This is a genomic window from Brevibacterium sp. BDJS002 (assembly GCF_028201555.1).
GTDB lineage: Bacteria > Actinomycetota > Actinomycetes > Actinomycetales > Brevibacteriaceae > Brevibacterium > Brevibacterium aurantiacum.
The window spans coordinates 2,826,973-2,852,467 of record NZ_CP116392.1 but is presented as its reverse complement, the minus strand read 5'-3'; the positions used below and the strand labels follow the sequence as shown (position 1 = coordinate 2,852,467).

Here is a 25,495-nt window from a genome sequence, read left to right as displayed (position 1 = left end):
GCCGCTGTCGCCGTGGACGTGCCCTTGCTCCATGAGCCAGAGATGGCGGGCCCGACTGGTAGATCCGTTCGTGTCGCGCCTACCCGACGTTCAGCGCGGCCAACTGCTCCGGCATTCCGCTGACGACCAGCCGCAGATCAGCGTGGCTGTCGTCGATCTCCCAGCCCACGAACGAGCAGCATTCGCTCTCGGTCGCGACGAGCTCGCGCAGCCGTCGCGTGGAATCGTCTGTTTTCTCGTAGTGGATAAGGAGCTCGGTCTCGGAGCGCTCGATGCCGCGAGCGTACTCAGCGTCGAAGGCGCGCCAACGTTCCACCTGCGCTCTGCCGGTGTCCGGCGTGAGCGCGCAGGCGATCGGCAGCCCGTTCAACGGTCCCACGTGACTCATTTATCTCTCTCCGTTCTCAGTGCTGGGGTGGAGGCGCAGCATTCCGGCACCGAGCACTGCGGGTCCATGCATGGGACGCTCTCGTCGACGGCGAGGGTCACCTCGACGAGCGCCGTGAGAGCGACGGCGATGTGCGGGTCGGCGATCTCGTAGCGGGTCTGCCGGCCCTCGGGCTCGACCATGACGATCCCGCAGGCGCGCAGGCAGGACAGGTGGTTGGAGACGTTCGTCCGCGTCAGCTCGAGGTCGCGGGCGAGCTTCGCCGGGTAGTTGGGCTCGTCGAGCAGGGAGAGGAGGATGCGCGAGCGAGTCGGGTCGGCCATGGCCCGGCCCAGCCGGTTCATGACGTCGACACGCGAGGCACTGGTCAGCATATAATGACCATACAGCAGGTGCTGACCTATTGGCTAGCCCTGATTGGACCCCGAAGCGGTCCCCGCGAAGGCCCGGAACGCGCACTCGGAGCGGCACCGCTCGTCGCTGTCCGGGCAGGTGTCGACGTGGGCCTGCGCTGCGCTCAGCTGCTCCTGCAGCTCGGCGAGGATCCTCAACTGCCGCTCGACGGCAGCGATCTGCTCGGCCAGCAGCGGTTGCAGCGCGGCCTTCACTCCGGTGCAGGTGCCGGTGTCGGCCAGCTCCAAGAGGCGGCGGATCTCGGGCAGCTCGAGTCCGAGCCGCTTGGCCGAAGCGATGAAGTCGAGGCGTTCGAGATGGCCCTCGTCAAAGTCGCGGTATCCATTGGGGCTGCGGTGGGCGGCGAGGATGCCGAAGCGCTCGTAGTAGCGCAGGGTGCTCGCCGGCACTCCGCTGCGCTCGGCGACCTCGGAGATCTTCATGCTTCGAGCCTAGGCTTCGCCGGCTTGACCTTCAACCCGGGTTCAAGGTCTAACGTTTTTCTGGAGGCGGGATTTCCCGCCCTTGAACATGGTGAGGGAGAATAAATGCAGATGAGCGTGGAGTGGATGGAGCGGCACCAGGTGGCGCTCTACGTCGCGGGCCTGGTCTTCGGGGCCGTCGTCGGACTGGCCTGGCCCGCGGTCGCCCACCCCGCCGAGCTGGCGATCCACCCCGTGCTCGCTCTGCTGCTCTACGCCACGTTCCTCGGCATCCCCTTCGGCAGGATCGGGCACGCCTTCCGCGACTGGCGATTCCTCTCGACGATCCTGGTCGTCAACTTCGTCCTGGTGCCCGCCGTCGTGTGGCTGCTGTCGAGGATCGTCGCCCACGATCAGGTGCTCCTCGTCGGCGTGCTGTTCGTGCTCTTGACCCCGTGCATCGACTACGTCATCGTCTTCGCCGGGCTCGCCGGCGGGGACTCGGAGCGGCTCCTGGCATCGGCCCCGCTGCTGTTGCTCGCCCAGATGCTCCTGCTGCCGCTGTACCTCTGGCTGTTCGTCGGGGCGGAGTTCGTCGAATCCGTGGAATTCGCCCCGTTCGTCGAGGCCTTCGTCCTCATCATCGCCCTGCCGCTGGTCGCTGCCGCTCTCACGCAGCTCGCCGCTGCGCGCTGGCGCATCGGGAGGGAGATCGAGCGTGTCGTCATGGGGACCATGGTGCCGCTGATGGTCGCCACGCTCGCGGTCGTCGTCGCCTCGCAGGTAGCCGGCGTGAGCGCCCAGCTCGGCTTCCTGCTCCTGGCTGTGCCGATCTACGTCCTCTTCGCAGTAATCATGGTGCCAGTGGGCATGATGTCCAGCCGTGTTGCTGGACTCGACGTACCCGGGAGGCGTGCCATCGTGTTCAGCAGTGCGACGCGCAATTCGCTCGTCGTGCTGCCGCTCGTCCTAGCCCTGCCGGCAGTGTTCGACCTCGCGCCACTCATCGTCGTCACGCAGACTCTGGTCGAGCTGGTCATCATGGTGATTTTCGTCAGGTTGATTCCCCAACTGTTGCCCTTCCCGGAACCGGTCGCCCGTCTTCGCGGGCGTTAGGGCGGTTCGCGACGCGAACTCCCGGTGCCAGTCGCTCTACAAGTACCGGCAGACTTGGTCCGCGCTGCACGAGTCGGGGTCGGGCTGCGCGGCGTCGTGCCTGAGCTCGGCAATGGTGTCTCGGAGCGCGGCGAGCTGGGCGATCTGCTGCTCGATCTCTGCGAGGCGTGCGTCGAGGAGGCCGCGCACGTGCTCGCAGGGAGCAGTGCCTTCGTCGCGGATGTCGAGGATCTGGCGGATCTGGGCGAGGGTGAGGCCGGCGGCCTGGCCGCGGTGGACGAAGTCGATCCGGGCGACCGTCTCGGGCGCGTAGTCGCGGTATCCGGACGGCGTGCGCTCGGCCGGCGGAAGCAGCCCCTGCTCCTCGTAGAAGCGGAGCGTTTTCGCCGTGGTGCCCGCTCGTTCGGCGAGTTCTCCGATGCGCATCGCGGCCTCCGATCGTTCGGCAGGAGCAGACTTGACCTTCCCCTGCACTGGAAGGTCCAGTATGGCTGAGATAGAGCGGAAAGCCAAGGACTGACAGGAGCAACGATGCCTACCAAGTACGACCTCGCCATCATTGGATCAGGCGGCGGCGCGTTCGCCGCGGCGATCCATGCGACGACGCTCGGCAAGTCGGTGGTGATGATCGAGCGGGGGACGCTCGGCGGCACCTGCGTGAACACGGGCTGCGTGCCGTCGAAGGCGCTCATCGCCTCGGCTGACGCGCGGCACGCCGCTGCCGACGCCTCAGGCCGGTTCCCCGGGATCGCGACCACTGCGGAGCCCGTGGACATGCCCGCGCTGATCGCCGGGAAGCAGGCTCTGGTGGAGTCGCTGCGCGGCGAAAAGTACGCCGACGTCGCCGACTCCTACGGCTGGCGGATCCTCCGCGGAGACGCCGCGTTCACCGGCAGCCTAAACTCCCCGGTGCTGGAGATCGTCACCGCCGACGGAGGCGTCGAAACGGTCGAGGCCGACCACTTCCTGGTCGCGACTGGTTCTCGCCCGTGGGCACCGCCGATCGACGAGCTGGAGGAGACTGGGTACCTGACCTCGACCACGGCGATGGAGCTGACGGAGGTCCCTGGGTCGCTGCTGGTGCTCGGCGGCGGCTACGTCGCCCTGGAGCAGGCGCAGCTGTTCGCCCGCCTCGGTTCGCAGGTCACACTGCTGGTGCGGTCCCGGCTCGCCTCGAAGGAGGAGCCGGAGGTGTCCAAGGCGCTCCAGGAGGTGTTCGCCGACGAGGGCATCCGCGTCGTCCGCCGCGCGGTGCCGACCCGGGTGTCCCGGGACGCGGCGACCGGGCAGGTCGTGGTGTCCGCGGACGTGTCCGGCGGCTCGCAGGAGTTCCGCGCAGAGCAGGTGCTGGTCGCCCTCGGACGCCGTCCCGTCACCGACGGCCTGAACCTCGACGCTGTCGGGGTGAAGACCGGGGACTGCGGCGAGGTGGTCGTCTCCGACCATCTGCAGTCGTCGAACCCGCGGATCTGGGCCGCGGGCGACGTGACCGGGCACCCGGAGTTCGTCTACGTCGCGGCCCACCACGGCACCCTCGTCGCCGAGAACGCGTTCGCCGACGCCGACCGGTCCGTCGACTACTCCCATCTGCCGCGGGTGACGTTCACCGGTCCCGCGATCGGCGCGGTCGGGATGACCGAGAAGGAAGTCCTCGCTGCGGGGATCCGCTGCGATTGCCGCGTCCTGCCGCTGCACCACGTGCCCCGCGCGCTGGTCAACCGCGACACCCGCGGGTTCATCAAGATCGTCGTGAACGCCGATACGAACGAGATCCTCGGCCTGACCGCCGTCGCCAAGGACGCCGGAGAGCTCGCCGCCGCCGGTGTCCACGTGCTCGGCAAGACCGTCGCCGAGGTCGCCGACGCCTGGGCTCCCTACCTGACGATGGCTGAGGGCATCCGGATCGCCGCGAAGGCCTTCACCACCGACGTCTCGAAGCTGTCCTGCTGTGCCTGACCCGACCCCGTGACAGTGCCCACCCGAATTCAGAACTGGAGGAATCCGAAATGTCCGACCTCAACACGCAACTGCCCGAGCGGCTCAGCCGGCCAGAGGAGACCGGCCTCGACCCCAGGCTGCTGGTCCCGCTGCTTCGGCTGCTCGTCGACGGCGACCCCGTCACGATCGAGCAGCTCGCCTCGGCCGCCGGCCGCACCCCCGATCAGGTGAGGCACGGGCTGGCGGCCGTGCCCGACACCGAGTACGACGGCCAGGGCCGGATCGTCGGCCAGGGCCTCACCCTGCGCCCGACCCCGCACCGGTTCACCGTGGCCGGTCAGGAGCTCTACACCTGGTGCGCCCTGGACACCCTGGTCTTCCCGGCCATCCTGGACCGGGCGGCCCGCGTGGAGTCCATCTCCCCGGCCAGCGGCGAGAGGATCGTCGTCGCCCTCGACCATGCCGCCGGCGTCACCCGCGTCGAACCCGCGAGCGCCGTCGTGTCCCTGGTAAACCCGGAGCGGATCGCCTCGATCCGCTCTTCGTTCTGCAACCAGGTGCACTACTTCGCATCGGCGGACGACGCCGCTGAGTGGCTCGCCGAGCACCCAGGGGCCCAGGCGGTGCCGGTAGCAGAGGCCCACCGGATCGGCATCGAACTCACCCGCCGCCTGCTCGACCGGCTCCAGGTCACGGCTTCGGCCGCCGACGGCTGCGACTGCTGCTGCTGAGCCCGGCCCCGAATGAAACGAGAACACCGATGACGACAAGAAGCGACGACCGAACCGGTGGCGGCCTGCTGCTCGGGGCAGGGGCCGTGCTCCTCATGGCCCTCTGCTGCGCGCTGCCGCTGCTCATCGCCGGCGGCGTGCTCGCCGGCCTGGGAGGTTTCCTCGGCAACCCCTGGGTGCTGGGCACAGGCATTGCGCTCGTGACGCTCGTCGTGCTCGCAGTCGCCCGCCGCCGGACCCGCAGCGACCGCTCCATCCACGACTGCTGCCCGCCCATGGATCCCGACCACCCCACCGACACGAAGGACGAACAGACCCCATGACGACCTCCCTCACCCGCCGCGCGTCGATATCGATCGCAGGCCTCCTGCTCGCAGGGCCGCTGGTCCTGACCGCCTGCGGCAAAGCTGACGACGCCCCGCCCTCCACCGACGCCGTCGCTCCCGCGACGGTGACCAGGGTCGACGGCAAGCGGGTAAGCCTGCCCGCCGCGGATAAGCCCACTGCGGTGTTCTTCTTCTCCGTCGGCTGTGGCGAATGCGTCGGCGGGGTCCGATCCCTCGGCGAGGCCGCCGCGAGTGCGGAGGAGAGCGGCACCGGAGCCGGATTCCTCGCGGTCGACATGGATCCGCGCGAATCCAAGGAGACCATCGAAGGCTTCATGGCATACGTCGAGGCCGAGCGCGTACCCGCCGCCATCGACGAGGGCGCGATCCTGTCCCAGCGCTTCGACGTCGCCGCGCTGTCCACCCTCATCGTCGTCGACGCCGAAGGCAGAGTCACCTTTAGAGCCACCGACCCTGACGCGGAAACGATCACAGCCGAGCTCGAGAAGGCCGGCGCGTGAGCCATGGGTGGACTACTCGCGCTCGCCTTCGCCGCCGGAATGATCGCCCCCGTCAACCCCTGCGGCTTCGCCCTGCTCCCGGCCTGGATCACCCACGCGCTGGGCGACGCCGCCGCCTCCCCGGCCCCGGTGCGCCTCCTGCGGGCCCTGCGGGCGGGTCTCGCGCTGACGATCGGGTTCGCGGGCACGCTCGCACTTGCCGGAGTCGTGGTCAGCGCTGGCGCGCGCGGCCTCATCCAGGCGGCTCCGGTACTCGGTCTCGCTGTCGGTGTCCTGCTTGTGCTGTTCGGCGGGACGATGCTCGCCGGCCGCTCTTTCTCGCTCCGACTGCCCAGCATCCCCAGCAACGTCACGGACCGACCGCCGAGAACTACGCGCATGGTCCTCTTCGGGGTCGGCTACGCCGCGGCTTCGCTGTCGTGCACCTTCGGCGTGCTGCTCGCTGTCATCGCCCAAGCCCAGGCCACAGCCAGCCTCATCGGCATGCTCCTGGTCTTCGCGGCCTACGCCGCGGGCTCCGCCGCCGTCCTGCTGCTCGTCGCCGTGGCCGCCGCGGCTGCCGGGTCGGCGCTCTCGCGTCGCATCGCCGCGCTGGCGCGCTATGGCCCCAAGGTCACTGCCGCCGTGCTCATCCTCACCGGGGCCTACCTGGCCTGGTACTGGTACCCCGCTGCCACCGGCGACGCCCCTGCCTCCGGCCGCTCCAATGCCATCGCCGCGGTTGCCACTTCGGTGTCGGACTGGGTCCAAGGGCACATCGGCGTCGTCACCGGAGTGTCCGTCGCAGCCGTCCTTGTCGCGCTGCTGCTCGGGATCCTCGCCGGACGCCATCGCACGTCCGTTCGGAATGCCGAGGGAAGCTGTTGCGACGGAGAGCCGGCGCGCTCAGCTGAAGACCGGCCGAGCGCATCAACCGAATGACGACAACCTGGCCGATGGCCGAGGACGAATGGCTCGACGTCGCCGCCACGGCAGAGCGCCACGATTGCAGCACCAAGAGCATCTGGCGGCGCGTCTGGAAGGGGAAGCTCCCTGCCCGTACCGAGAAGGTGGGCGGCCGCGACGGACGCCCGGTCATCAAGACGCTGATCCGAGTCTCCCACCTGGACCGAGCGTTCGGTCTGACTGCGCATGCCGAGCACGTCCAGAAGATCCGCGAGGCCGCGCCGCCGCTGACGCGCGAGCAGACGACGTTCATCGCCAAGGTCTTCACGGACCACCTGCTCGAGCAGGACGCCAAGAGAAGACGAGAAGGGGAGGCCGGGACTGCGTCGTAGGCGGCGCAGTGCCGATCTTCGATGGCGGAGGCGTCCTGTGCCCACGGTCACGGATGCCCGATTCCCGCTTCGACTGGGTCGTCGACATGTTGAAGTCCTGAGGCCGTATTCTGGTGTGTAGGCAGTGCGCGTCCTTCACGCGTCGTCTCACCGTAAAGTGTCCTCTGACCAGCGGAAACGCCTCCTTCAGAGGCTCCCAGTTTTTCAATGTATCTATCGTGGGAAGTTGGGCTACTTCGACCGTGCCTTGCTCGTCTACGGACGCGGCGGCCAGGAATGTGTGCGCTGCGGGACCGAGATCGAGAAGATGACGATCGGTGGACGTGGCAGCCACTTCTGCCCGAACTGCCAGAAGCCGCCCCGCTACCGCTGAGGCGAGCCGGACTGCCCCTGAGACCAGCCGGGCTGCTGCCGCCCATGCTGCTGCCGGGAACCTCGTGACATCCGATTGAGGTGTGCGATGTGCCCATCGATCAGGGCCTGCTGCGCGCGCCCGTGGTCTTGGTGACTGAGATAGGTCGTCGGCCAGGAAAGAGATTTCCAGAGGGCTGTGACCTCGACGAAACTGCCGTCTCTGAGGTGCGCGACCGCGGCCAGACGTGGGGGTGAACCTGGCGGGGGTCGCACAATCCGGTGCACATCGCGCCAGGCGATGCTTCGAGCTCGACCGATGAATCCGCACCAGATGAAGCGATCGGGAGTGATCTCCAATCGTGCCCTAGACCCCATCTAGAAGTTGACTGCAGCACCGATGAACAGGAGGACAGGACCGAAGAGGAATATGATCATCCAGTCCTCCACGAAAACGGAAAGAATGATCACCGTCGCGATGGCCAGAATCCCCATGCCGGTCAGCATCCACCCGACGACGAGTGACACCACGCCGTGGGTTCGGATGATCGTATTCATTCGTCGTCGCTTCCTTCCCGCTGATCCGTCAGGCGCACGGCGCTATCTTCTCACGTCAGCGGCGCGGCAGGATGGGCGCCTGAGCCCATACCGTCCCTCAGCGCTGGTACCCAGTCGAGAACGTGGACCAGACATGGTGGAAGAGTCGAACGACCTCGTCCTCACTGAGGCCCTGGACTCCGGGCAGGAGAAGGAACGGCTGGTCGAAGCTCAGGTACGGGCGGGGACCGACTCGCAGCTGCCAATCACCGGGCTGCATGCGTACCCGGGCCTGAGCGCGCTGCGTCAGCGGCATGACGGTGCATCGGCCCCCGATGTCGTTTTTGACCGGCACATAACGGCGTTCGGGGGCGCGAAGATCTCTCCAAGGTATGTGGCCGATGCCGCGCAGGGAGATTCCGACAGCATCAAGGCGCACGGGAAGTTTCTCGGAGGCGATGCGCTCACGCCAGAGCAGACCCACGCCGACGAGAATCACTCCGACAAACAGACCCAGCACGCCAAGCAACGCGCCGACGATGATGCTGAGAGACCAGAATCCGACATCGCGGACAATGGCACCGATGATAATCAGCACCACTCCAGCGCCGGCTGCTGCGAACGAGATTCCGATGGCAATGCTTCTCTTCCGTCGCCAACGAGACAGCGCTTCGGACGGTCGACCGGGCAACGTCACGCTGCCCTGGAATTCCAAGCGTTGCAGAATGCTGCTCAGCCCGGTCATCGAATCCATACACACAGAATATAGCGGTGGCCAGCCGGGAACGAGAACGAGGGCCGGGTTCCGCTCCGTTCGGAGCAGTACCCGGCCCTCGGACCGTTGGTGACCGGAAGGTCAGCTCTGGCTTGTGCCTGTATCGTCGTCGGCTGAACCATCAGCCTTCGATGATGACTCAGCCTTCGATGATGACGTCGCAGCCGCCTCGGCGTCGGAGTCGTTCTCGATGTCCTCGGCCGGCAGCTCAGAGGTCTCGAGTCCGAAGACCGAACCGTCGTACTCGTTGACGGCCGTGGCGACCGACTGCTCGAGGACGTGGTTGGCCAGCTGTCCCTGAATGATCAGCGGATCTCGGGAAAGGTCCTTCCAGACGGCCACACACAACAGCAGCATGACGATGACGAACGGCAATGCCGCCACGATCGTGATGTTCTTCAGACCCTCGAGAGCCTCGGCCGGGTCGGAACCTCCAGCCAGGAGCATCACCGCTGCCACAGCACCGGTAGCCACACCCCAGAAGAGGACGAGGCCCTTGCCGGGCTCTTCGCGGCCGTTGGCCGACAGCGTGCCCATGACGATCGACGCGGAGTCGGCACCCGTGACGAAGAAGATCGCGATGAGGATGACCGTGACGACCATCAAGATGATGGCAATGGCGTTGGGCAGCGGCAGAGCGCCGAGGAGATCGAACAGGATCGTATCCATGTTGATGTCCGGTTCCCCGTCGACGATCTTCGCCAAGGCCTTGACGGTGCCTTCGCCGCGCTCAGCACGTTCCTGGATGCCGATGGCGCCGCCACCGAAGATCGCGAACCAGATTGTCGAGACAACCGAAGGAACGATGAGAACGCCGAGGACGAACTGACGCACGGTGCGACCGCGGGAGATGCGGGCGATGAAGAGGCCGACGAAGGGTGACCATGAGACCCACCAGGCCCAGTAGAAGACGGTCCACGAGGACAGCCAGGTGTTGACGTCCTGGCCGTTGGCTGCGGTCCGCGACGCCATCTGCGGCAGATCCTGGATGAACGAACCGAGAGAGGAGGGAATGACGTTGAGGATGAACAGAGTCGGTCCGCCGATGAACACGATGAGGGCGACGATGATCGCCAGGACCATGTTGATGTTCGACAGCCACTGAATGCCCTTTTCGACACCGGATACGGCCGAAGCGACGAAGGCTGCGGTGAGGATCGCAATGATGATGACGAGGATCGGCGAGGAGACATCGGACATGATGCCAGCCGATTCGATGCCTCCGCCGATCTGGATCGCACCGAGACCCAGTGAACAGGCCGAGCCGAAGAGCGTGGCGAGGATCGCGAGGATGTTGATGACCTTGCCGCCGGCGCCGTTGACCGCACGTTCACCGAAGAGTGGGGTGAACATCGACGAGAACAGCTGGGAGCGTCCCAGACGGAAGGAGCCGTAGGCGACGCCGAGTCCGACGATCGCGTACATCGCCCAGGGGTAGAGGGTCCAGTGGAAGAGCGTGGTACCCATCGAGGTGCCCATGGCCTCCGCAGTCGAACCATCGACCGTGTTCGGCGGGGGAGACATGTAGAAGAAGAGAGGCTCGCCGACCGCGGAGAACACCAGACCGATGCCCATACCGGTCGCGAACATCATCGAGATCCACGATGAGGTCTTGAACTGCGGCTTCTCATCGTCTCGGCCCAGCGGAATCCGCCCGAACTTGGACAGGGCGACGATGATGACGAAGATCGTGAAGACGGTGGCGGCGATGACGAAGAGCCAGCCGAAGTTGTCCATCACGCCGGTCAGCAGAGTTCCTGCCACAGCACCGAGGCTGTCCGGAGAGAGGAAGCCCCAGACGACGAAGCCGACTGCGAGGACGCCTGCCGTGAAGAAGACCACTTTGTCGACGCCCTTGCGGATGAGCGGCTTCTGCTTCGTGGTCGGATTCTTCAGGTGCCGTATCAGCTCCTGAGTCTTTGTCGTTTCACTGCTCATAGGGATGCTTGCCGATCAGCGTGGCCGCAGTAAGTCCGCGGCCGGTCCCGGTCGGCGCTCCTTCCTGTTCATGGACGGCGTTGATTGTCACCGGGCCGATTGGGGCGCTGAGTCCAAATTAGTCCGATTTTTCAGTTTCCTATCGGTTCACACCAAAGATCATTTCAGCTGAGATGCGAGACGGGGTCAGACTTCGCCATGGTGCCGACGATTCTGCCCGGACATGGTCAAGGCCCCGTCGCGGACGACGGGGCCTCGATCAGCTCCCCCGGCTGGGCTCGAACCAGCGACCCTTCGATTAACAGTCGAATGCTCTGCCAACTGAGCTACGGAGGAAAGACGCCGATTTCGGCGCACGAGGAAATACTCTATCAAAAGATTCGAGAATTGTTGGAACTCCTTCGGGATATGCTGGGTGGACAATGCATCTCAAAAGCCTGACCCTGCGAGGATTCAAGTCCTTTGCCTCGGCGACGACTCTCCGATTCGAGCCGGGCATCACCTGTGTTGTCGGCCCCAACGGATCCGGCAAGTCCAATGTCGTCGACGCCCTGTCCTGGGTGATGGGCGAGCAGGGAGCGAAGAATCTGCGCGGCGGCAAGATGGACGACGTCATCTTCGCCGGCACCTCCAAACGCCAGGCATTGGGCCGCGCCGAGGTGACCCTGACCATCGACAACACCGACGGAGCCATCCCCGTCGACTACACCGAGGTCACGATCTCACGCACCCTCTTCCGCACAGGGGGAAGCGAATACGCCGTCAACGGGACACCGGCACGACTCCTTGATATCCAGGAGCTGCTCAACGACTCGGGCCTGGGCAAGGAGATGCACGTCATCGTCGGCCAGGGTCGTCTCGATGCGATCCTCCACGCGGATCCGATCGAGCGCCGCAGCTTCATCGAAGAGGCCGCCGGCGTCCTCAAGCACCGGCGGCGCAAGGACAAGGCTGTGCGCAAACTCACGGGTCTGCAGACGAACCTCGATCGCCTCTCTGACCTGCGAACCGAACTCAACCGCCAGCTGGGGCCATTGGGCCGGCAGGCGGAGGCCGCACAGAAGGCCGCCACGGTCCAAGCCACACTGCGCGACTCCACAGCACGACTGCTCGCCGATGACACGGTGCGCCTGCAGTCCTCTTTGGCCTCGACCGCCAGCGCCGGCGGCGAGGACGGAGGCGATCGCATCAGCGACCTCGAACATCGCCGCTCCCGCACCGAAGAGCGGCTGCAGGAGATCGAATCACGCCTGGGGACGCTCGATTCCGAACTCGAATACCTGCGCACCGCAGAGTCGCGCACCCAGACCCAGATCGTGCGGGCCAAAGGGATCGCCCAGCGCGCCGAGGACAAACGCGCACACCTGCTCTCCGAGGTCGCGAGCCTGGGCCGCCGCGAATCGAAATCACCGGAAGAGCTGAGATCCCAAGTCGAGCATCACCGGGAAGAGCTCGGCACCGCGGAGACTGCAGTGGAGGAATCCGCAGCAGCACTGGACCGCAGCCAGATGCGCAAGGAAGAACTCGCTCTGGCGCTGAAGAAGGCCGATGACGAGGTCAAAGCGGCACAACTGGCCATCACCGAGGCGATCAAGAACCGGTCGGCACTGCAGTCGAAGAGCTCCCAGGCGCGTGAGCGCATCAGCGACCTCACAGCCCGAATCGAAGCTAACCGGACGGAGATCGACACCGCATCGGCCCGCATCGCCGAACGCCGCGAGGAACTGGCCACAGCTGAAGCCGCCGTCGAAGGGGTCGAAGCCGGGGAATCCGAACTCGACACGGAATACGAGTCTGCCAACGAGGCTGCGACGTCGTTGGAGACTGAACTCGAGGGTCTGCGCGCACAGAAGGCGAAGACGGCCTCCGAGCTGGCCTCGGCGCAGGCCAGGGCCGAAGCCCTGTCACTGGGCACCGCGCTGGAAGCCGACCTCGAAGACATCCTCAACGCCGATCTGCCGGGTGTCGGTTCGGCGGTGACCGAACGACTGAGCGTGGCCACCGGGTTCGAGATGGCCGTGGCCGCTGCTCTGTCGAACACGGTCTCCGGTGTGCTCGTCGACTCCGGCCAGGTGGCGCTGACAGTGCTCGACCACCTCGGCGAGGACACGAACGTCCATCTCACGATTCCCGCCGGTGCGGGGTCACGCGGGGGAGCGGCGGGCAAGTCCAGCGCAGGCAAGGGGGCGAACCCGACAGCCGAGACGATGGCCAAGTCGCGGGCGCTGCCCACGCTCACCGGCTCTGCCGACGGTAAGTCGACAGTGCGGTGGCTCACCGAGGTCGTCAGCAGCGATGTCCCCGAGCTCACCCAGCTCCTCAACGCTGCGCTGGAGACGGTCGTGTGCGTCGACGATGCCGGCAGTGCGCTGTCCGTCATCGACTCCCATCCCGAACTCACCGCCGTGACCATCCACGGGGAGATCGTGACCGCGACGCGGGTCAGTCGGGCACGCACCGCCTCGGGGACGCGGTTGGCCTCGCAGACCGCGCTCGAGGAGACCCAAGCCTCCATCTCCGAACTGCAGACAGCTCACAGCGGAGTCGAGACCGACATCGATCGGGTCGCCGCGAAGCTCACCGAAGCGAAGACAGTGGCCGCCGCGGCGCTTGAGAAGCTGCATTCCTCGGATGCGGCGATCATGGCCGCAGGCGAAGAAGTCTCACGAATCACGAGCGACATCACCACAGCCCAAACCCGCCTGCAACGGGCCAAGGACAACGAGGTGGAGCTTGCGACACGGTTGGAGACGGCCGAACGTGATGCCCGCACGGCCGAATCCGCCCTCGCCGGGGCAGGGGACGTCGAAGAGGTCGTCGACACCACGGACCGCGACGAACTGAGCCGACAGGTCTCCCAATCCTCCGAAGACGTCATCGAGACCCGCATCAGCCACAAGGCAGCCACGGACCGGGCACGATTCCTCTCCGACAGGGTCGACTCCCTGCTGCGACAGGCAGCAGCCGAAGAAAGCGCACGCGAACAGACGCAGCGGACGATCGCCCGCAAGAAGCGGTCCGCGGCCTCGGCGGTGCTCATCGTCGAGACCGCACAGAACGCGACGGCACTCGCGGAGACGACAGTGACCGAACTGGCCTCCCAGATCCAGGTCCTCGTCGAAGAGCGCGGGCAGATGCGGGAGGAGAAGGGCCACCTCGGCGAGGAATTGGGCACCACGCGCACCGAGCTGCAGCGGCTCAAAGATGCCGCGGCGGAAGCCGAACTCGCGAAGGAGCGGTTCCGACTCAAACTCGAGGAGATCGAGAACCGGGCAGGGGAGGAGACGGGACTGAGCCTGGAGCGGCTGGTCGAACTCTACGGTCCCCATACTCCAGTTCCTGCGTTCGGTGAGGACGAAGAGGAACGGCCCTATGTGCGGGCCGAGGTGGAGAAGAGACACAAGCAGGCGACTGCCGCACTCAAACGCATCGGTACGGTCAACCCGCTGGCGCTCGAGGAGTACGAGGCGCTCAAGGAACGGCACCAGTTCCTCGAGAAGCAGATCACCGACATCGAAACCTCGAGGAAGGACCTGATGAAGCTCGTCGACGAGGTCGACCGGCACGTCGAACGGGTCTTCGCCGAAGCCTATGCGGACACCGCGCGGGAGTTCGAGGACATCTTCTCCCGACTGTTCCCCGGCGGTGAGGGTTCACTGAGCCTGACCGACCCCGATGACATGCTCACGACCGGCGTCGATGTCCACGCCCGGCCGGCGGGCAAGAAGGTCAAACGGCTGTCGCTGCTCTCCGGCGGGGAGCGGTCACTGGTCGCTGTGGCCATGCTGGTGGCGATCTTCAAGGCCAGGCCCAGCCCGTTCTACGTCATGGACGAGGTCGAGGCGGCCCTTGACGATCTCAATCTGTCCCGCCTGCTCACCGTGTTCGAGGAGCTGCAGGATTCCTCCCAGCTCATCGTGATCACCCACCAGAAGCGCACGATGGAGATCGCCGACGCACTCTACGGGGTGACGATGCATGGGGACGGTGTGTCGAAGGTCATCTCGCAGCGGATCCCATGATCGGCGGACCTTCGTCAGACGCCGATTTGGCAGGGATGTCCAGGGGAGTCCCAGGAAATTCTCCAACAGGCTCACGGCCCCTGAGCACAAATGTCGTGTGTTTGGACGATAGACTTGAGCACAGGGAAGCATTATCGAAAAGCTTGAGGAGCGGGACGTCCATGGCCGAGTCGGCTGAATCACGAGGTGACTCGAGAGCATGAATGCAGTACTCGTCGTCATCGTCGGACTCGCCGTATCGTTCGCACTCGCCCTCATCGTCGTGCTCCTTGTCGCACTGCCGGGGCTGAGGGCCGAAGGTCGCCTGAAGTACTCCTCCGATGTGCAGCGGTTTCGACTGCCGGGACAATGGACCGGTTACGACGACGAGGTCCACGAATTCTTCGGACATGATGACGGCACCTCCCATCTCGCGACTCGGGAACAGGCCGCCGTCACCGCGATCCGGGACCATTCCTACGTGCTCAGGCCGCAGCCGCGCCGGCACGCAGCGCCGTCTCTGCTGACCGTGAGACCGCGCACCCGCCATTGGAAGATCCCGGAATCCGGGACCGGATGGAGAACCACAGCCGGTCTGCTCTTCGGCAGCCGAGGTTCCTGACCGGACAACACGACATCATCACACGCGCCCCGAGACAACGGGGCGCTGGGTGCGGGCCACCGGAACGCGACAACGGTCTCGGGCTGATGCGCGCAACGGAACCAGGACTGCACCCTTGACCGGCGGTCGCCACGTGAGAACGTGGGGCCTGCAAAGGTACTCAAAGGAGGACGTACGTCAATGGATCAGCCGATCGTATTGCTCATCGTCGCAGCCATCGTCTTCATGCTGGTCGTCGGGCTGGGCTTCACCCTGCGCGTCAACGCCAAGCGGAAGGGGCTGCGCGACCGGCGCAGCATCGACGCCGATGTCACCGGCGAACTCAAGATCGACGACATCTCCGAGGCGGTCGCCAAGGAGAAGGAGGCGACTCGCGGCTCCGAGGTTCCCACCGAACCAGCGAACCGACTCGTTCGCCTCCGCGAACGCCTGGCGAAGTCTAACTCCGGCCTGGGCCGCGGACTGCTCAGTCTGCTCTCGCGTGACAACCTCGACGAATCGACGTGGGAGGAAATCGAAGACACGCTCATCCTCGCCGACGTCGGAGTCGATCCGACCACCGAACTCGTCGACCGGCTGCGCGAACGCGTCAAGGTCCTCGGCACCCGCGAACCCGAAGAGGTCAGAGGGCTGCTGCGCGAGGAGCTCATCAAGCTGGTCGACCCCACCATGGACCGCGAGCTCGCGGTCTCAGGCACCGGCGACGACCCAGCAGTGATGCTCGTGGTCGGCGTCAACGGCGCCGGCAAGACCACAACCGTGGGCAAGATCGCCCGCGTGCTCGTCGCCGAAGACCAGACCGTGCTCCTGGGCGCAGCCGATACGTTCCGCGCCGCGGCTGCAGAGCAGCTGTCGACCTGGGGCGGACGCGTCGGAGTCGAAACCGTCCGCGGTGAGGAGGGCGCAGACCCCGCCTCCGTGGCCTACTCCGCCGTCGAACGCGGCAAGTCGGAGAACACCGACGTCGTGCTCATCGACACGGCCGGACGCCTGCAGAACAAGATCGGCCTGATGGACGAACTCGGCAAGGTCAAACGTGTCGCGACTCGTCCCCTGGGTGAGGGGCACGAAATCGACGAGGTGCTCCTCGTCCTCGATGCCACGACCGGTCAGAACGGAATGCAGCAGGCGAAGGTCTTCGCCGAGGCGGTCAACATCACCGGTATCGTGCTCACGAAGCTCGACGGCACGGCCAAGGGCGGAATCGTCGTGGCCGTTCAGCGTGAGCTCGGAGTTCCCGTCAAGCTCATCGGCCTCGGTGAGGGCGCCGATGATCTGGCACCATTCACCGCTGAGGGCTTCGTCGACGCACTCCTCGACTGACCGTATTTCCCAGCGTGAGAGCACCTGTGTCACATGTTGGAAACATGATCGACTCTCGGGTGTGACATCCGTCATGGACACTGTCACTGTTCGGTTCTAATCGGAGCCGACAGAGACATGAAAGAGACGACATGGAACTCGACGCAGTGAATGTATGGATGATGGTCGCGGCCGGTCTGGTCCTGCTCATGACCCCCGGTGTGGCCTTCTTCTACGGCGGAATGACCCGAATCACCTCGAGCATCAACATGATGATGATGGTGTTCTCGGCAATGGCGATGGGCGGGCTCGTCTGGGTCCTCTTCGGATATGGGTTGAGCTCCGGTGACTCGGTGCTGGGGATCTTCGGCAATCCGCTGTCCCAGATCGGCCTCGCCGACGCAGTCGCCAACGAACCCGAAGCCCTCATCTCCATCGGCTATGGCTCCACTTTCGCAATGATCGCGATCGCACTCATCGCCGGTGCCGTGGCTGATCGGGCGAAGTTCTCCACCTGGTTGGTCTTCGCCGGGCTGTGGGTCACCCTCGTGTACTGCCCTCTGGCCTTCATGGTCTGGGGTGACGGACTGCTCAGCGAATCGGGTGCGATCGGCAGCGCCTTCGGGCCCGCGATCGACTTCGCCGGTGGCACGGTCGTGCACATCAATGCCGGGATCTCGGCCCTCGTGCTCGTCGTCGTCATGGGGCGCCGGGCTCGCTATTCGACACCACACAAGCCCCACAACATTCCGATCACCGTTCTCGGCGCGGCACTGCTGTGGTTCGGCTGGTTCGGGTTCAACGGGGGAGCCGCCTCGACGATCGAACAGGCCGGGCTGATCTGGGTCAACACCCTCGCCGCCCCAGCTGCCGGAATGATCACCTGGATCGCGATCGAGAGAATTCGGGCGACTCGCCCCAGCAGCATCGGCAGCGTCTCCGGCGCGATCGCCGGCCTCGTGGCCATCACCCCAGCCTGTGCAAATGTCGAACCGTACGCGGCAGTCATCATCGGAATCGCCGCAGGAGCTGGAGCTGTGCTCGCTGTGGAGGCCAAGAACCGCCTCCGCTACGACGATGCTCTTGACGTCGTCGGCGTCCACCTCGTCGCCGGTGTCATCGGCACCGTGATGATCGGCCTCTTCGCGGTTCCGAGTCCAGATTCGGCCGCGGGTCTCTTCCACGGTGGAGGGCTGGGGCTTCTCGTGTCCCAGATCGTGGCCACACTCGTCGCCCTGATCTACGCCGGAGTCGTAACCTTGGTCATCGCTCTCGTCCTCCGCAAGACCATGGGGCTGCGCATCGATCCCAGAGACGAACTGGCGGGCATCGATGCCTTCGAACACGCGGAGCAGGCCTACTCGTTCCGCTGAGCCCCGAAATCTCCCGCCAGGGGGTCGGTCGGTCTCGCCGGCCGCCTCGGTGAGGGGGAGTGCGTGAGCGTACTCACCGATCGCCTCGGTGGGGTGGAAGCAGCCACCCCACCGAGGCGATCAGTCATCTCAGCGCAGTCGACAGGTTCTGGGGTGAGGCGGTTGTGGGCGCTTTCCCAGCATTCTCGGTTTCAGTCGGACACTACTGAGTTGTTAGGCTAGGGAGTCGACCAATTATCGTGAAGAAGGCTTGTACGTGTTCAATTCTCTCTCCGACAGGCTCACCGCGACGTTCAAGAACTTGCGCGGCAAGGGCCGGCTGTCCGAAGCCGATGTGGATGGCACCATCCGCGAGATCCGCCGCGCCCTGCTGGACGCCGACGTCGCCCTGCCGGTCGTTCGTGCATTCACCGGACGCATCCGCGAGCGGGCCCTGTCCGAAGAGGTCTCGGGTGCACTGAACCCGGGCCAACAGGTCGTCAAGGTCGTCAACGATGAGCTGGTCGGCATCCTCGGCGGGGAGACCCGTCGCCTCAACTACGCGAAACGACCACCCACGGTCATCATGCTCGCCGGCCTGCAGGGTGCGGGTAAGACCACCTTGGCCGGCAAGCTCGCCTATTGGCTGAAGTCCGAAGGCCACCGCCCGATGCTCGTCGCAGCCGACCTGCAGCGTCCCAACGCGGTCAATCAGCTTGAAATCGTCGGTGAACGTGCAGGCGCCTTCGTCTATGCACCAGAACCCGGCAACGGCGTCGGCAACCCGGTGCAGGTGGCCACGGATTCACTCGAGGTCGCTAAGGCCAAGCTCCACGACGTCGTCATCGTCGACACCGCCGGTCGACTCGGCATCGACGAAGAGCTCATGCAGCAGGCTGCGGACATCCGCTCCGCAGTCAACCCGGATGAGGTCCTCTTCGTCATCGACGCGATGATCGGTCAGGATGCGGTGAAGACTGCTGAGGCCTTCCTCGAAGGAGTCGACTTCACCGGTGTCGTGCTCTCGAAGCTCGATGGTGACTCACGTGGCGGTGCCGCGCTGTCCGTCGCCGAGGTGACCGGGAAGCCGATCATGTTCGCATCGACTGGTGAGTCGATGAAGGAGTTCGAGCAGTTCCATCCCGACCGGATGGCTGACCGGATCCTCGATATGGGCGACATCATGACCCTCATCGAGCAGGCCGAGAAGAACTTCGATGAGAAGGAGACCGCGAAGCTCCAGAAGAAGGTCGAGGCCGGTGAGGACTTCGACCTCAATGACTTCCTGACTCAGATGTCGGGCCTGAAGAAGATGGGCTCGATGAAGAAGATGCTGGGCATGATGCCCGGTATGAGCCAGTACAAAGACCAGCTGGAGAACTTCGACGAGCGAGAAGTCGACCGGGTCGAGGCCATCGTCCGGTCGATGACTCCGGCAGAGCGCACCAACCCGAAGATCCTCAACGGCTCGCGCCGTGCACGCATCGCCAAGGGCGCCGGCACCACGGTGACCGCAGTCAACCAGCTCATGGAGCGATTCACTCAGGCGCAGAAGATGATGCGCGGAATGACCCGTGGCGGCGGTATGCCGGGCGGAGGCGGCATGCCGGGCATGGGCGGTATGCCCGGAATGGGCTCAATGCCCGGTGGCGGAGCCAACCGCAAGAAGAAGGCCGTAGGCAAGAAGAAGGGCCGCAAGGGCGGTCAGTCGGGCAACCCGGCCAAGCGGGCACAGCAGGCTCAGGCGCTTGAAGATAAGAAGGCCGGTAAGACGAAGGATCCGGTCGGTTCGGCCTTCGGGGGAGTCGATCTCGACGGTGACGAAGAGTTCGATATGAAGAACCTGCCCAAGGGCTTCGGCGGAATGTTCCCAGGTGGAAAGTAATAGGGCTTTCTGGCACAATTGACTCTTGTACTTTTGCTACCGGTGCGGGCCCTCTCTTCCGCCCCGGAGTGATAGTCCAGGTCACAGATTCCGGCAGATCAACCCCACGATTCTTCTGGGACCTCTGTGCAACTTAAAGACAAAAGGAGACACCACTAAAGTGGCAGTCAAAATTCGTTTGACCCGCATGGGCAAGATCCGTGCACCGTTCTACCGCGTCGTTGTCGCTGATTCGCGTACACGTCGTGATGGTAAGGCCATCGAGCAGATCGGCATCTACCACCCGACACGCAACCCTTCGGTCATTGAGATCGATTCGGAGCGTGCACAGCACTGGCTCTCCGTCGGCGCTCAGCCGACCGATCAGGTTCGCACCCTGCTCAAGCTCACCGGTGACTGGCAGAAGCACACCGGCGTCGGCGAAGCAGTGAACACTGTAAAGCCGCAGCCGGAGAAGGAAGCCTACGTGGCTCCCACCGCTGGCTCCGTCATCAAGGAAGCTATCACCCCTAAGGGTTCGGACAAGGCCGCGGAAGCACCTGCTGAGTCTGCTGAAGAAGCTGCACCTGCTGCTTCCGAAGAGAGCGCTGAAGCCTGACATGTTGGCTGATTCGCTCGAACACCTGGTCCGCGGCATCGTCGATCATCCAGACGATGTTGCAGTTCGATCCCGCTCGTCACAGCGCGGGACCACGCTTGAGGTCCGGGTTCACCCCGAAGACCTCGGTCGTGTCATCGGTCGCGCGGGGAGAACCGCAAAGGCTCTGCGCACCGTGATCAACTCTCTTGCCGGCCGTGAGTCGGTGCGAGTGGACCTCATCGAGGCGTAACACCTTCATCAGGAAAGGGGACACGGCGAATCATCGCCGTGTCCCCTTTCCTGTATTCACTGGCGTGCTGGCGTATTCGCCGGCGTGCAGGTGAGCGTTGCTGTGGCCACTGCCGCGAGCGACGGATCAGCGGACTAAACTGTGTGACTGAAGTGAATGCGCGCCCGCATCTGGAGGGGCACCTGCGTCTTCACGAACACGAACTTGAGCACTTCCACGAACACGAGGAGCAGCATGGACACGGTGATCGCCCGGTTGGGCAAGCCGCACGGCATCAAAGGTGAGTTCACCGTCGAGGTGCGCACGGACCGACCCGACGAACGACTCGTTCCCGGACAGACTTATTCCACTGATCCCGACATCGGTGAGCTGACGCTGAGGACCGCGAGGTGGCACCGGGACCGTCTGCTGCTGACCTTCGACGAGGTCCCCGATCGCAACCGGGCAGAGGAGATCCGCAATACCCTGATCCTCAGCGACCAGGAGGACGACGAGGTCGAAGACGATGCTTGGTATCTTGAGGACCTCATCGGACTCCGGGTCTTCGACGGTGAGACGCAGGTCGGAGAGATCGTCGATGTGACCAACGGCACCGCCCAGGACCTGCTCCATATGAAGCACGTCGATGGACATCAGGCACTCATTCCCTTCGTCACGGAGATCGTGCCCGAGGTTGATGTTGAGGCCGGGTGGGTCAAGGTCACACCTCCGGCCGGTCTCTTCGACGCTTCGTGAGTACCGGCATGAAGATCGACGTCGTCTCCATCTTCCCAGAGTATCTCGCCGGGCTTCAGCTCTCACTCATCGGCAAGGCCGTCGACCAGGGGCTGCTCGATTTGACAGTGCATGACCTGCGCGACTTCACGTTCGACCGGCACAACACCGTCGATGACTCACCCTATGGTGGGGGTGCGGGCATGGTGATGAAGGCCGAGCCTTGGGCGCTGGCCCTCGAGAACATCCTCGACGAGCCGCAGGCTGCGGGGGCGGGCACGCCGCAGAAGCCGATCCTCATTGTCCCCAGCCCTGCCGGCCCGGTCTTCAATCAGCGCATCGCCGAGGAGCTGTCCGAGGCCGAACACCTCGTGTTCGCGTGCGGACGCTACGAGGGCATCGACCAGCGGGTCATCGACTGGTCGGCCGAGCATTTCGATCTGCGCCCCATGAGCATCGGAGACTATGTGCTCAACGGGGGAGAGGTCGCCTCGATGGTGATGATCGAAGCCGTCAGCCGTCTCGTTCCTGGAGTCATCGGCAACCCGGAATCGCTGACTGAGGAAAGCCACGAGGACGGACTCCTCGAATACCCCATCTACACGAAGCCCGCCAGTTGGAGGGGCCGGGACGTTCCGGACATCCTGCTCAGCGGAAATCACGGTGCGATCGCACGTTGGAGAAGAGACCGCAGGCTCGAACGCACGGCCGAGGTCAGGCCCGATCTGCTCGCCGAACTCCAGGATCTGGACAAGCACGACCGTGCCGTTGTGGAACGGTTTGAGTCCGGAGACGAATCCATGACAGAATAGATCGTCGCGTTTGTTGGCATTCACCTGCTTCAGGGGGATGGATGCCCACAGCGATTCTGCGGTGTTGATATCGCAGAATTCCGGGGAGCAATCCCGACAGACGATCCAATCACCGGTACAACCGGTCCGATATGCGTGTTCTCGACCTGAAGCAGGGGACACATGGAGAAACACAATGCAGAAGCTTGATGTTGTTGACGCAGCCTCATTGAAGACTGACGTTCCTGATTTCCGCCCGGGCGATACGCTCAACGTTCACGTCCGCGTGGTCGAAGGATCGCGTTCGCGTATCCAGGTGTTCAAGGGAATCGTCATCCGTCGCCAGGGCGACGGAGTCCGCGAGACCTTCACCGCTCGTAAGATCAGCTTCGGCGTCGGTGTCGAGCGTACCTTCCCGGTGCACTCGCCGATCGTCGAGAAGCTCGAAGTTCTCGCCCGCGGTGACGTTCGTCGTGCCAAGCTGTACTACCTGCGCGAACTGCGCGGCAAGGCTGCTCGCATCCGCGAAAAGGCCTGATTATTGCCTGGCACTGTGGGCAATGATCGCGCTGTGCCGAAGCAACAAGAAAACGCGACCTTCGGGTCGCGTTTTCTGTATTCTGGCCGCTTCTGGAAGCTCATCGCCGTCATCGCGATCCTCATTATCGTCATCGGCGGATCCGTTCGCGGGTTCATCGTCCAACGGTTCACGATTCCCAGCGCATCGATGGAGCCGACCCTGGATGTCGGCGACGATATCAGCGTCTGGCGCCCCGACGCTCTGAGCTCTGACATCGAACGCGGCGACATCGTCGTCTTCGACGGACGAGGCTCCTTCGTCGACGATGCCCTTCCGACCCCCATCCAGAAGGTGGGGTCATGGGTGGGGCTGGGAAGCAAAGACGTCTACTACGTCAAACGCGTCATCGCCGTCGGCGGCGACACACTCCAATGCTGTGATGCCCATGGTCGACTGCTCCTCAATGACGAACCACTGAAAGAGGACTACGCCCCTCTGCCAGCTTCGAAGACGGAGTTCTCGATCGAGGTCCCCGCCGACACCATGTGGGTGATGGGCGACAACCGGAACGACTCGGCAGACTCCCGAGCGCTGTTGGGCAGACCCGGAGGCGGTTTCATTCCCCTTGATCGTGTCATCGGCCCCGTCATCGGACACGGCTCCTCGGTCGACTGAGAAGGTGATCTCACCCGGCTGTCCGAGCTGGTCTCTGACCACTCCGCAGACAGGACCCAGTCTGGAAACTGAACGGTTCTCAGAGATGATCGTCGCCTGACAGGTGACGTGACGAGGTGCTGGTACGCTCATTTCAGTCCCTCTGCGGAACCTGTGGTCCGATGCGAAAGCGAACGAATGTCAACCGAATCAGAAGCTTCCCCACCTTCAGCCTCGAAGAAACTTCTCCGGGGCGTGCTCGAGACCGCAGCGATCATCCTCGTCGCCATACTCATCTCCACCGCACTCAAGACATGGGTCGTCCGCTCGTTCTACATTCCGTCGGGATCGATGATGGAAACTCTGCAGATCGACGACAGGGTCCTTGTCAATCAGTTGGCACCCCGCTTCGGACCGGCCAACCGCGGTGACATCATCGTCTTCGATGATCCCGACCATTGGCTGAGCCCCCAGGAAGTCTCGGAATATGAGCCCAACCCGATCCTCGAATTCGTCGGATTGGCTCCGGCAGACGGGGGTCAGCAGCTGATCAAACGGGTGATCGGCGTCGGCGGCGACACCGTCGAATGCTGCGACGCGCAGGGACGCATCCTCGTCAACGGCGAACCCCTCGATGAGACCTACCTGGAAGATGACACCGCCCCCTCGGAGGTGGAGTTCAAGGTCACCGTCCCCGACGGCCACTACTGGGTCATGGGCGACAACCGCAGCAACTCCGCCGATTCCAGGTACCACGTCGACACACAGCCCTATGTGCCCGAAGACAATGTGGTGGGCACCGTCTTCCTCATCAACTGGCCCTTCAAGCACTTCAGCTGGATGTCGACGCCGAAGGCGGTCTTCGCCGATGTCCCCGACTCCGAAGGAATCACCGGCAACTGATGGCGCAGACAGGATTGCACGACCTCAGCTATGAGAGCGCACTGTTGGCAGAAGGCTATGAATTCGTCATCGGCGTCGACGAGGTCGGTCGGGGAGCATTGGCAGGACCGGTCAGCGTCGGGGTCGCCCTCTTCGACCTCAGAGAGGTAACCGCCGCCGAGGTGCCCGCTGGCATCCATGATTCCAAGCAGCTTAGTGCGCTGTCCCGTCAAACCGCGACTGATCGCGTCAATGGCTGGGCCAGGGCTACCTCCGTGGGTTCGACGACTCCGAATGAACTCGACGAACTCGGGATGACCATGGCCTTGAACCTGGCCGGTCGGAGGGCCCTGTCTGAGATGCTGCTGGAGTGTGTCGGATCGACCGACTTTCCGCCGTCGACGATGATCCTCCTCGACGGCAAGCATGACTGGCTTTCGGCGCCACTCACGCTCGATTGTCTGGGGATATTCGGCGACGCCGCCGACCTGGAGCTGCCTCAGGTGCGAACCGTGATCAAGGGCGACGGAAGTGTTCCGGTGATTGCCGCAGCAAGTATTGTGGCAAAAGTGCAGCGAGACGAGGAGATGATCGCACTCGCGAAGGCAAACCCCCAGTATGGTTGGCAGTCGAATGTGGGGTACGGAACCATGAAGCACCGTCGGGGCATCGCCGACTTCGGTCCCAGCATTCACCACCGGAGAAGCTTCCGCCTGCAAACGGCACACGATGCGAAGGAGGGATCGTCATGAGCACTGATGATCTGGACGATTACGAAGCTCAACTGGAGCTGCAGCTCTACAAGGAGTACCGCGACGTCGTAGGACTCTTCGCCTACGTTGTGGAGACGGAACGACGTTTCTATCTGGCCAACCACGTCGACCTCAAGGCCCACAACGATGCCGGAGACGTCTATTTCGAGTTGACCCTGCGCGACGCGTGGGTGTGGGACAGCTACCGATCAGCACGCTTCATCAAAACTGTGCACGTGCTGACCTTCAAAGACGTCAATATCGAAGAGATCTCCAAGAACGATCTGGAACCGCCGACGTCGATCAGAGGCTGAACGCAGCCGGTGCATGTGAGTTCCTGACGCGTTCAGGATGACTCGTACACCGTTCCGCTGTGGACGGGGCCTCGACTTGTGTGTGCTCGGCCTGTGGACGACACATCGTCGTCCACAGGCCGATCTTCTGCCCTTGTCGCGTCTGTACCCCCGATGGTGGTCT

The 25,495-nt window shown here is 64.3% G+C and carries 29 protein-coding genes and 1 tRNA gene; 22 read left to right on the top strand and 8 right to left on the bottom strand.

Annotated elements, in window-relative coordinates; genetic code table 11:
• Nucleotides 1–79 precede the first annotated feature (79 nt).
• Genes PGC08_RS13190 through PGC08_RS13180 form a run of 3 tightly spaced genes read right to left on the bottom strand, consistent with a single transcriptional unit; the run spans nt 80 to nt 1,224 of the window.
• Entirely contained in the window at nt 80–388 is a 309-nt protein-coding gene (locus PGC08_RS13190) for a hypothetical protein (RefSeq protein WP_271708589.1), read from the bottom strand.
• The gene (cmtR, locus tag PGC08_RS13185) at nt 385–762 is read right to left on the bottom strand and encodes a Cd(II)/Pb(II)-sensing metalloregulatory transcriptional regulator CmtR (RefSeq protein ID WP_271708588.1); all 378 of its coding nucleotides are present in this window, start codon (nt 760–762) and stop codon (nt 385–387) included. The genes PGC08_RS13190 and cmtR overlap by 4 nt, the downstream gene beginning before the upstream one ends.
• Before the next feature lie 33 nt (nt 763–795).
• Nucleotides 796–1,224, bottom strand: coding sequence for a MerR family transcriptional regulator (locus PGC08_RS13180; protein WP_271708587.1), 429 nt, complete (start codon nt 1,222–1,224; stop codon nt 796–798).
• A 105-nt stretch (nt 1,225–1,329) separates the two neighbouring features.
• Here PGC08_RS13180 and PGC08_RS13175 point away from each other — a divergent pair, with 105 nt between their 5' ends.
• Nucleotides 1,330–2,319: an arsenic resistance protein gene (locus PGC08_RS13175; RefSeq protein ID WP_271708586.1), complete on the top strand. Its 990-nt coding sequence runs from the start codon at nt 1,330–1,332 to the stop codon at nt 2,317–2,319.
• A gap of 36 nt (nt 2,320–2,355) precedes the next feature.
• Here PGC08_RS13175 and PGC08_RS13170 read toward each other — a convergent pair whose 3' ends face one another.
• A complete protein-coding gene (locus PGC08_RS13170; RefSeq protein WP_271710071.1) occupies nt 2,356–2,745 on the bottom strand; it encodes a heavy metal-responsive transcriptional regulator in 390 nt (129 codons plus the stop codon).
• 105 nt (nt 2,746–2,850) lie between these two features.
• Between PGC08_RS13170 and merA the strand changes: the two genes are divergently transcribed.
• From merA to PGC08_RS13135, 7 genes are all read left to right on the top strand, one after another.
• Nucleotides 2,851–4,275, top strand: a complete 1,425-nt coding sequence (gene merA / locus PGC08_RS13165) for a mercury(II) reductase (protein WP_271708585.1) — start codon at nt 2,851–2,853, stop codon at nt 4,273–4,275.
• A gap of 50 nt (nt 4,276–4,325) precedes the next feature.
• Nucleotides 4,326–4,988 carry an organomercurial lyase MerB gene (gene merB / locus PGC08_RS13160; protein ID WP_271708584.1) on the top strand — a complete coding sequence of 221 codons (663 nt, stop codon included), beginning with the start codon at nt 4,326–4,328 and terminating at the stop codon, nt 4,986–4,988.
• Between the two features lie 29 nt (nt 4,989–5,017).
• Nucleotides 5,018–5,311, top strand: coding sequence for a hypothetical protein (locus PGC08_RS13155; protein ID WP_271708583.1), 294 nt, complete (start codon nt 5,018–5,020; stop codon nt 5,309–5,311).
• Nucleotides 5,308–5,835: a TlpA family protein disulfide reductase gene (locus PGC08_RS13150; RefSeq protein ID WP_271708582.1), complete on the top strand. Its 528-nt coding sequence runs from the start codon at nt 5,308–5,310 to the stop codon at nt 5,833–5,835. Before PGC08_RS13155 ends, PGC08_RS13150 begins: the two co-directional genes overlap by 4 nt.
• Before the next feature lie 3 nt (nt 5,836–5,838).
• A complete protein-coding gene (locus tag PGC08_RS13145) occupies nt 5,839–6,756 on the top strand; it encodes a cytochrome c biogenesis CcdA family protein (RefSeq protein ID WP_271708581.1) in 918 nt (305 codons plus the stop codon).
• Nucleotides 6,753–7,112 (top strand): hypothetical protein, encoded by a 360-nt coding sequence (locus tag PGC08_RS13140; RefSeq protein WP_271708580.1) that lies wholly within the window; start codon nt 6,753–6,755, stop codon nt 7,110–7,112. The genes PGC08_RS13145 and PGC08_RS13140 overlap by 4 nt, the downstream gene beginning before the upstream one ends.
• Before the next feature lie 226 nt (nt 7,113–7,338).
• Complete coding sequence (locus PGC08_RS13135; RefSeq protein WP_092107232.1) at nt 7,339–7,485, top strand: zinc finger domain-containing protein; 147 nt, start codon at nt 7,339–7,341, stop codon at nt 7,483–7,485.
• Between the two features lie 356 nt (nt 7,486–7,841).
• Here PGC08_RS13135 and PGC08_RS13130 read toward each other — a convergent pair whose 3' ends face one another.
• The 4 genes from PGC08_RS13130 to PGC08_RS13115 all read right to left on the bottom strand — a co-directional run bounded on the left by PGC08_RS13130 (nt 7,842) and on the right by PGC08_RS13115 (nt 11,049).
• Nucleotides 7,842–8,021 (bottom strand): hypothetical protein, encoded by a 180-nt coding sequence (locus tag PGC08_RS13130; RefSeq protein WP_096177862.1) that lies wholly within the window; start codon nt 8,019–8,021, stop codon nt 7,842–7,844.
• A gap of 97 nt (nt 8,022–8,118) precedes the next feature.
• Nucleotides 8,119–8,754 (bottom strand): hypothetical protein, encoded by a 636-nt coding sequence (locus PGC08_RS13125; RefSeq protein WP_101556931.1) that lies wholly within the window; start codon nt 8,752–8,754, stop codon nt 8,119–8,121.
• 102 nt (nt 8,755–8,856) lie between these two features.
• Nucleotides 8,857–10,713 carry a BCCT family transporter gene (locus PGC08_RS13120; RefSeq protein WP_271708579.1) on the bottom strand — a complete coding sequence of 619 codons (1,857 nt, stop codon included), beginning with the start codon at nt 10,711–10,713 and terminating at the stop codon, nt 8,857–8,859.
• Nucleotides 10,714–10,976: 263 nt separating this feature from the next.
• A tRNA-Asn gene (locus PGC08_RS13115) sits at nt 10,977–11,049 on the bottom strand.
• Nucleotides 11,050–11,135: 86 nt separating this feature from the next.
• Here PGC08_RS13115 and smc point away from each other — a divergent pair.
• From smc to PGC08_RS13045, 14 genes are all read left to right on the top strand, one after another.
• Complete coding sequence (smc, locus tag PGC08_RS13110; RefSeq protein ID WP_271708578.1) at nt 11,136–14,735, top strand: chromosome segregation protein SMC; 3,600 nt, start codon at nt 11,136–11,138, stop codon at nt 14,733–14,735.
• A gap of 199 nt (nt 14,736–14,934) precedes the next feature.
• Nucleotides 14,935–15,336, top strand: a complete 402-nt coding sequence (locus tag PGC08_RS13105) for a hypothetical protein (protein ID WP_009885107.1) — start codon at nt 14,935–14,937, stop codon at nt 15,334–15,336.
• Nucleotides 15,337–15,516: 180 nt separating this feature from the next.
• Nucleotides 15,517–16,659, top strand: a complete 1,143-nt coding sequence (gene ftsY, locus PGC08_RS13100; protein ID WP_009885106.1) for a signal recognition particle-docking protein FtsY — start codon at nt 15,517–15,519, stop codon at nt 16,657–16,659.
• 131 nt (nt 16,660–16,790) lie between these two features.
• A complete protein-coding gene (locus tag PGC08_RS13095; RefSeq protein WP_009885105.1) occupies nt 16,791–18,011 on the top strand; it encodes an ammonium transporter in 1,221 nt (406 codons plus the stop codon).
• A gap of 256 nt (nt 18,012–18,267) precedes the next feature.
• The gene (gene ffh, locus PGC08_RS13090) at nt 18,268–19,875 is read left to right on the top strand and encodes a signal recognition particle protein (protein WP_009885104.1); all 1,608 of its coding nucleotides are present in this window, start codon (nt 18,268–18,270) and stop codon (nt 19,873–19,875) included.
• A 160-nt stretch (nt 19,876–20,035) separates the two neighbouring features.
• On the top strand, nt 20,036–20,473 hold the full coding sequence (gene rpsP / locus PGC08_RS13085) for a 30S ribosomal protein S16 (protein ID WP_009885103.1): 438 nt from the start codon (nt 20,036–20,038) through the stop codon (nt 20,471–20,473).
• A 1-nt stretch (nt 20,474) separates the two neighbouring features.
• The gene (locus PGC08_RS13080; RefSeq protein WP_009885102.1) at nt 20,475–20,705 is read left to right on the top strand and encodes an RNA-binding protein; all 231 of its coding nucleotides are present in this window, start codon (nt 20,475–20,477) and stop codon (nt 20,703–20,705) included.
• Between the two features lie 234 nt (nt 20,706–20,939).
• Entirely contained in the window at nt 20,940–21,440 is a 501-nt protein-coding gene (rimM, locus tag PGC08_RS13075) for a ribosome maturation factor RimM (protein WP_069600462.1), read from the top strand.
• 8 nt (nt 21,441–21,448) lie between these two features.
• The gene (trmD, locus tag PGC08_RS13070) at nt 21,449–22,231 is read left to right on the top strand and encodes a tRNA (guanosine(37)-N1)-methyltransferase TrmD (protein WP_271708577.1); all 783 of its coding nucleotides are present in this window, start codon (nt 21,449–21,451) and stop codon (nt 22,229–22,231) included.
• A 175-nt stretch (nt 22,232–22,406) separates the two neighbouring features.
• Nucleotides 22,407–22,748, top strand: coding sequence for a 50S ribosomal protein L19 (gene rplS, locus PGC08_RS13065; protein ID WP_009885097.1), 342 nt, complete (start codon nt 22,407–22,409; stop codon nt 22,746–22,748).
• 33 nt (nt 22,749–22,781) lie between these two features.
• Nucleotides 22,782–23,405 carry a signal peptidase I gene (gene lepB, locus PGC08_RS13060; protein WP_096145856.1) on the top strand — a complete coding sequence of 208 codons (624 nt, stop codon included), beginning with the start codon at nt 22,782–22,784 and terminating at the stop codon, nt 23,403–23,405.
• A gap of 177 nt (nt 23,406–23,582) precedes the next feature.
• Nucleotides 23,583–24,287: a signal peptidase I gene (gene lepB, locus PGC08_RS13055; RefSeq protein ID WP_271708576.1), complete on the top strand. Its 705-nt coding sequence runs from the start codon at nt 23,583–23,585 to the stop codon at nt 24,285–24,287.
• Entirely contained in the window at nt 24,287–25,018 is a 732-nt protein-coding gene (locus tag PGC08_RS13050; protein WP_271708575.1) for a ribonuclease HII, read from the top strand. The genes lepB (PGC08_RS13055) and PGC08_RS13050 overlap by 1 nt, the downstream gene beginning before the upstream one ends.
• Nucleotides 25,015–25,332, top strand: a complete 318-nt coding sequence (locus PGC08_RS13045) for a DUF2469 domain-containing protein (protein WP_009885093.1) — start codon at nt 25,015–25,017, stop codon at nt 25,330–25,332. Before PGC08_RS13050 ends, PGC08_RS13045 begins: the two co-directional genes overlap by 4 nt.
• Nucleotides 25,333–25,495 lie beyond the last annotated feature (163 nt).

Excerpts from the sequence above, each read along its gene's own strand:
- lepB (WP_271708576.1), top strand. The coding sequence starts at position 23,583 with ATGTCAACCGAATCAGAAGCTTCCCCACCTTCAGCCTCGAAGAAACTT.
- merA (WP_271708585.1), top strand. The coding sequence starts at position 2,851 with ATGCCTACCAAGTACGACCTCGCCATCATTGGATCAGGCGGCGGCGCG.
- PGC08_RS13105 (WP_009885107.1), top strand. The coding sequence starts at position 14,935 with ATGAATGCAGTACTCGTCGTCATCGTCGGACTCGCCGTATCGTTCGCA.
- PGC08_RS13170 (WP_271710071.1), bottom strand. The coding sequence starts at position 2,745 with ATGCGCATCGGAGAACTCGCCGAACGAGCGGGCACCACGGCGAAAACG.
- ftsY (WP_009885106.1), top strand. The coding sequence starts at position 15,517 with ATGGATCAGCCGATCGTATTGCTCATCGTCGCAGCCATCGTCTTCATG.
- smc (WP_271708578.1), top strand. The coding sequence starts at position 11,136 with ATGCATCTCAAAAGCCTGACCCTGCGAGGATTCAAGTCCTTTGCCTCG.
- trmD (WP_271708577.1), top strand. The coding sequence starts at position 21,449 with ATGAAGATCGACGTCGTCTCCATCTTCCCAGAGTATCTCGCCGGGCTT.
- rimM (WP_069600462.1), top strand. The coding sequence starts at position 20,940 with ATGGACACGGTGATCGCCCGGTTGGGCAAGCCGCACGGCATCAAAGGT.
- merB (WP_271708584.1), top strand. The coding sequence starts at position 4,326 with ATGTCCGACCTCAACACGCAACTGCCCGAGCGGCTCAGCCGGCCAGAG.
- PGC08_RS13120 (WP_271708579.1), bottom strand. The coding sequence starts at position 10,713 with ATGAGCAGTGAAACGACAAAGACTCAGGAGCTGATACGGCACCTGAAG.
- PGC08_RS13145 (WP_271708581.1), top strand. The coding sequence starts at position 5,839 with ATGGGTGGACTACTCGCGCTCGCCTTCGCCGCCGGAATGATCGCCCCC.
- PGC08_RS13190 (WP_271708589.1), bottom strand. The coding sequence starts at position 388 with ATGAGTCACGTGGGACCGTTGAACGGGCTGCCGATCGCCTGCGCGCTC.
- PGC08_RS13080 (WP_009885102.1), top strand. The coding sequence starts at position 20,475 with ATGTTGGCTGATTCGCTCGAACACCTGGTCCGCGGCATCGTCGATCAT.
- PGC08_RS13175 (WP_271708586.1), top strand. The coding sequence starts at position 1,330 with ATGCAGATGAGCGTGGAGTGGATGGAGCGGCACCAGGTGGCGCTCTAC.
- PGC08_RS13045 (WP_009885093.1), top strand. The coding sequence starts at position 25,015 with ATGAGCACTGATGATCTGGACGATTACGAAGCTCAACTGGAGCTGCAG.
- rplS (WP_009885097.1), top strand. The coding sequence starts at position 22,407 with ATGCAGAAGCTTGATGTTGTTGACGCAGCCTCATTGAAGACTGACGTT.
- PGC08_RS13180 (WP_271708587.1), bottom strand. The coding sequence starts at position 1,224 with ATGAAGATCTCCGAGGTCGCCGAGCGCAGCGGAGTGCCGGCGAGCACC.
- PGC08_RS13155 (WP_271708583.1), top strand. The coding sequence starts at position 5,018 with ATGACGACAAGAAGCGACGACCGAACCGGTGGCGGCCTGCTGCTCGGG.
- PGC08_RS13140 (WP_271708580.1), top strand. The coding sequence starts at position 6,753 with ATGACGACAACCTGGCCGATGGCCGAGGACGAATGGCTCGACGTCGCC.
- PGC08_RS13150 (WP_271708582.1), top strand. The coding sequence starts at position 5,308 with ATGACGACCTCCCTCACCCGCCGCGCGTCGATATCGATCGCAGGCCTC.
- cmtR (WP_271708588.1), bottom strand. The coding sequence starts at position 762 with ATGCTGACCAGTGCCTCGCGTGTCGACGTCATGAACCGGCTGGGCCGG.
- PGC08_RS13050 (WP_271708575.1), top strand. The coding sequence starts at position 24,287 with ATGGCGCAGACAGGATTGCACGACCTCAGCTATGAGAGCGCACTGTTG.
- PGC08_RS13125 (WP_101556931.1), bottom strand. The coding sequence starts at position 8,754 with ATGGATTCGATGACCGGGCTGAGCAGCATTCTGCAACGCTTGGAATTC.
- PGC08_RS13130 (WP_096177862.1), bottom strand. The coding sequence starts at position 8,021 with ATGAATACGATCATCCGAACCCACGGCGTGGTGTCACTCGTCGTCGGG.
- PGC08_RS13095 (WP_009885105.1), top strand. The coding sequence starts at position 16,791 with ATGGAACTCGACGCAGTGAATGTATGGATGATGGTCGCGGCCGGTCTG.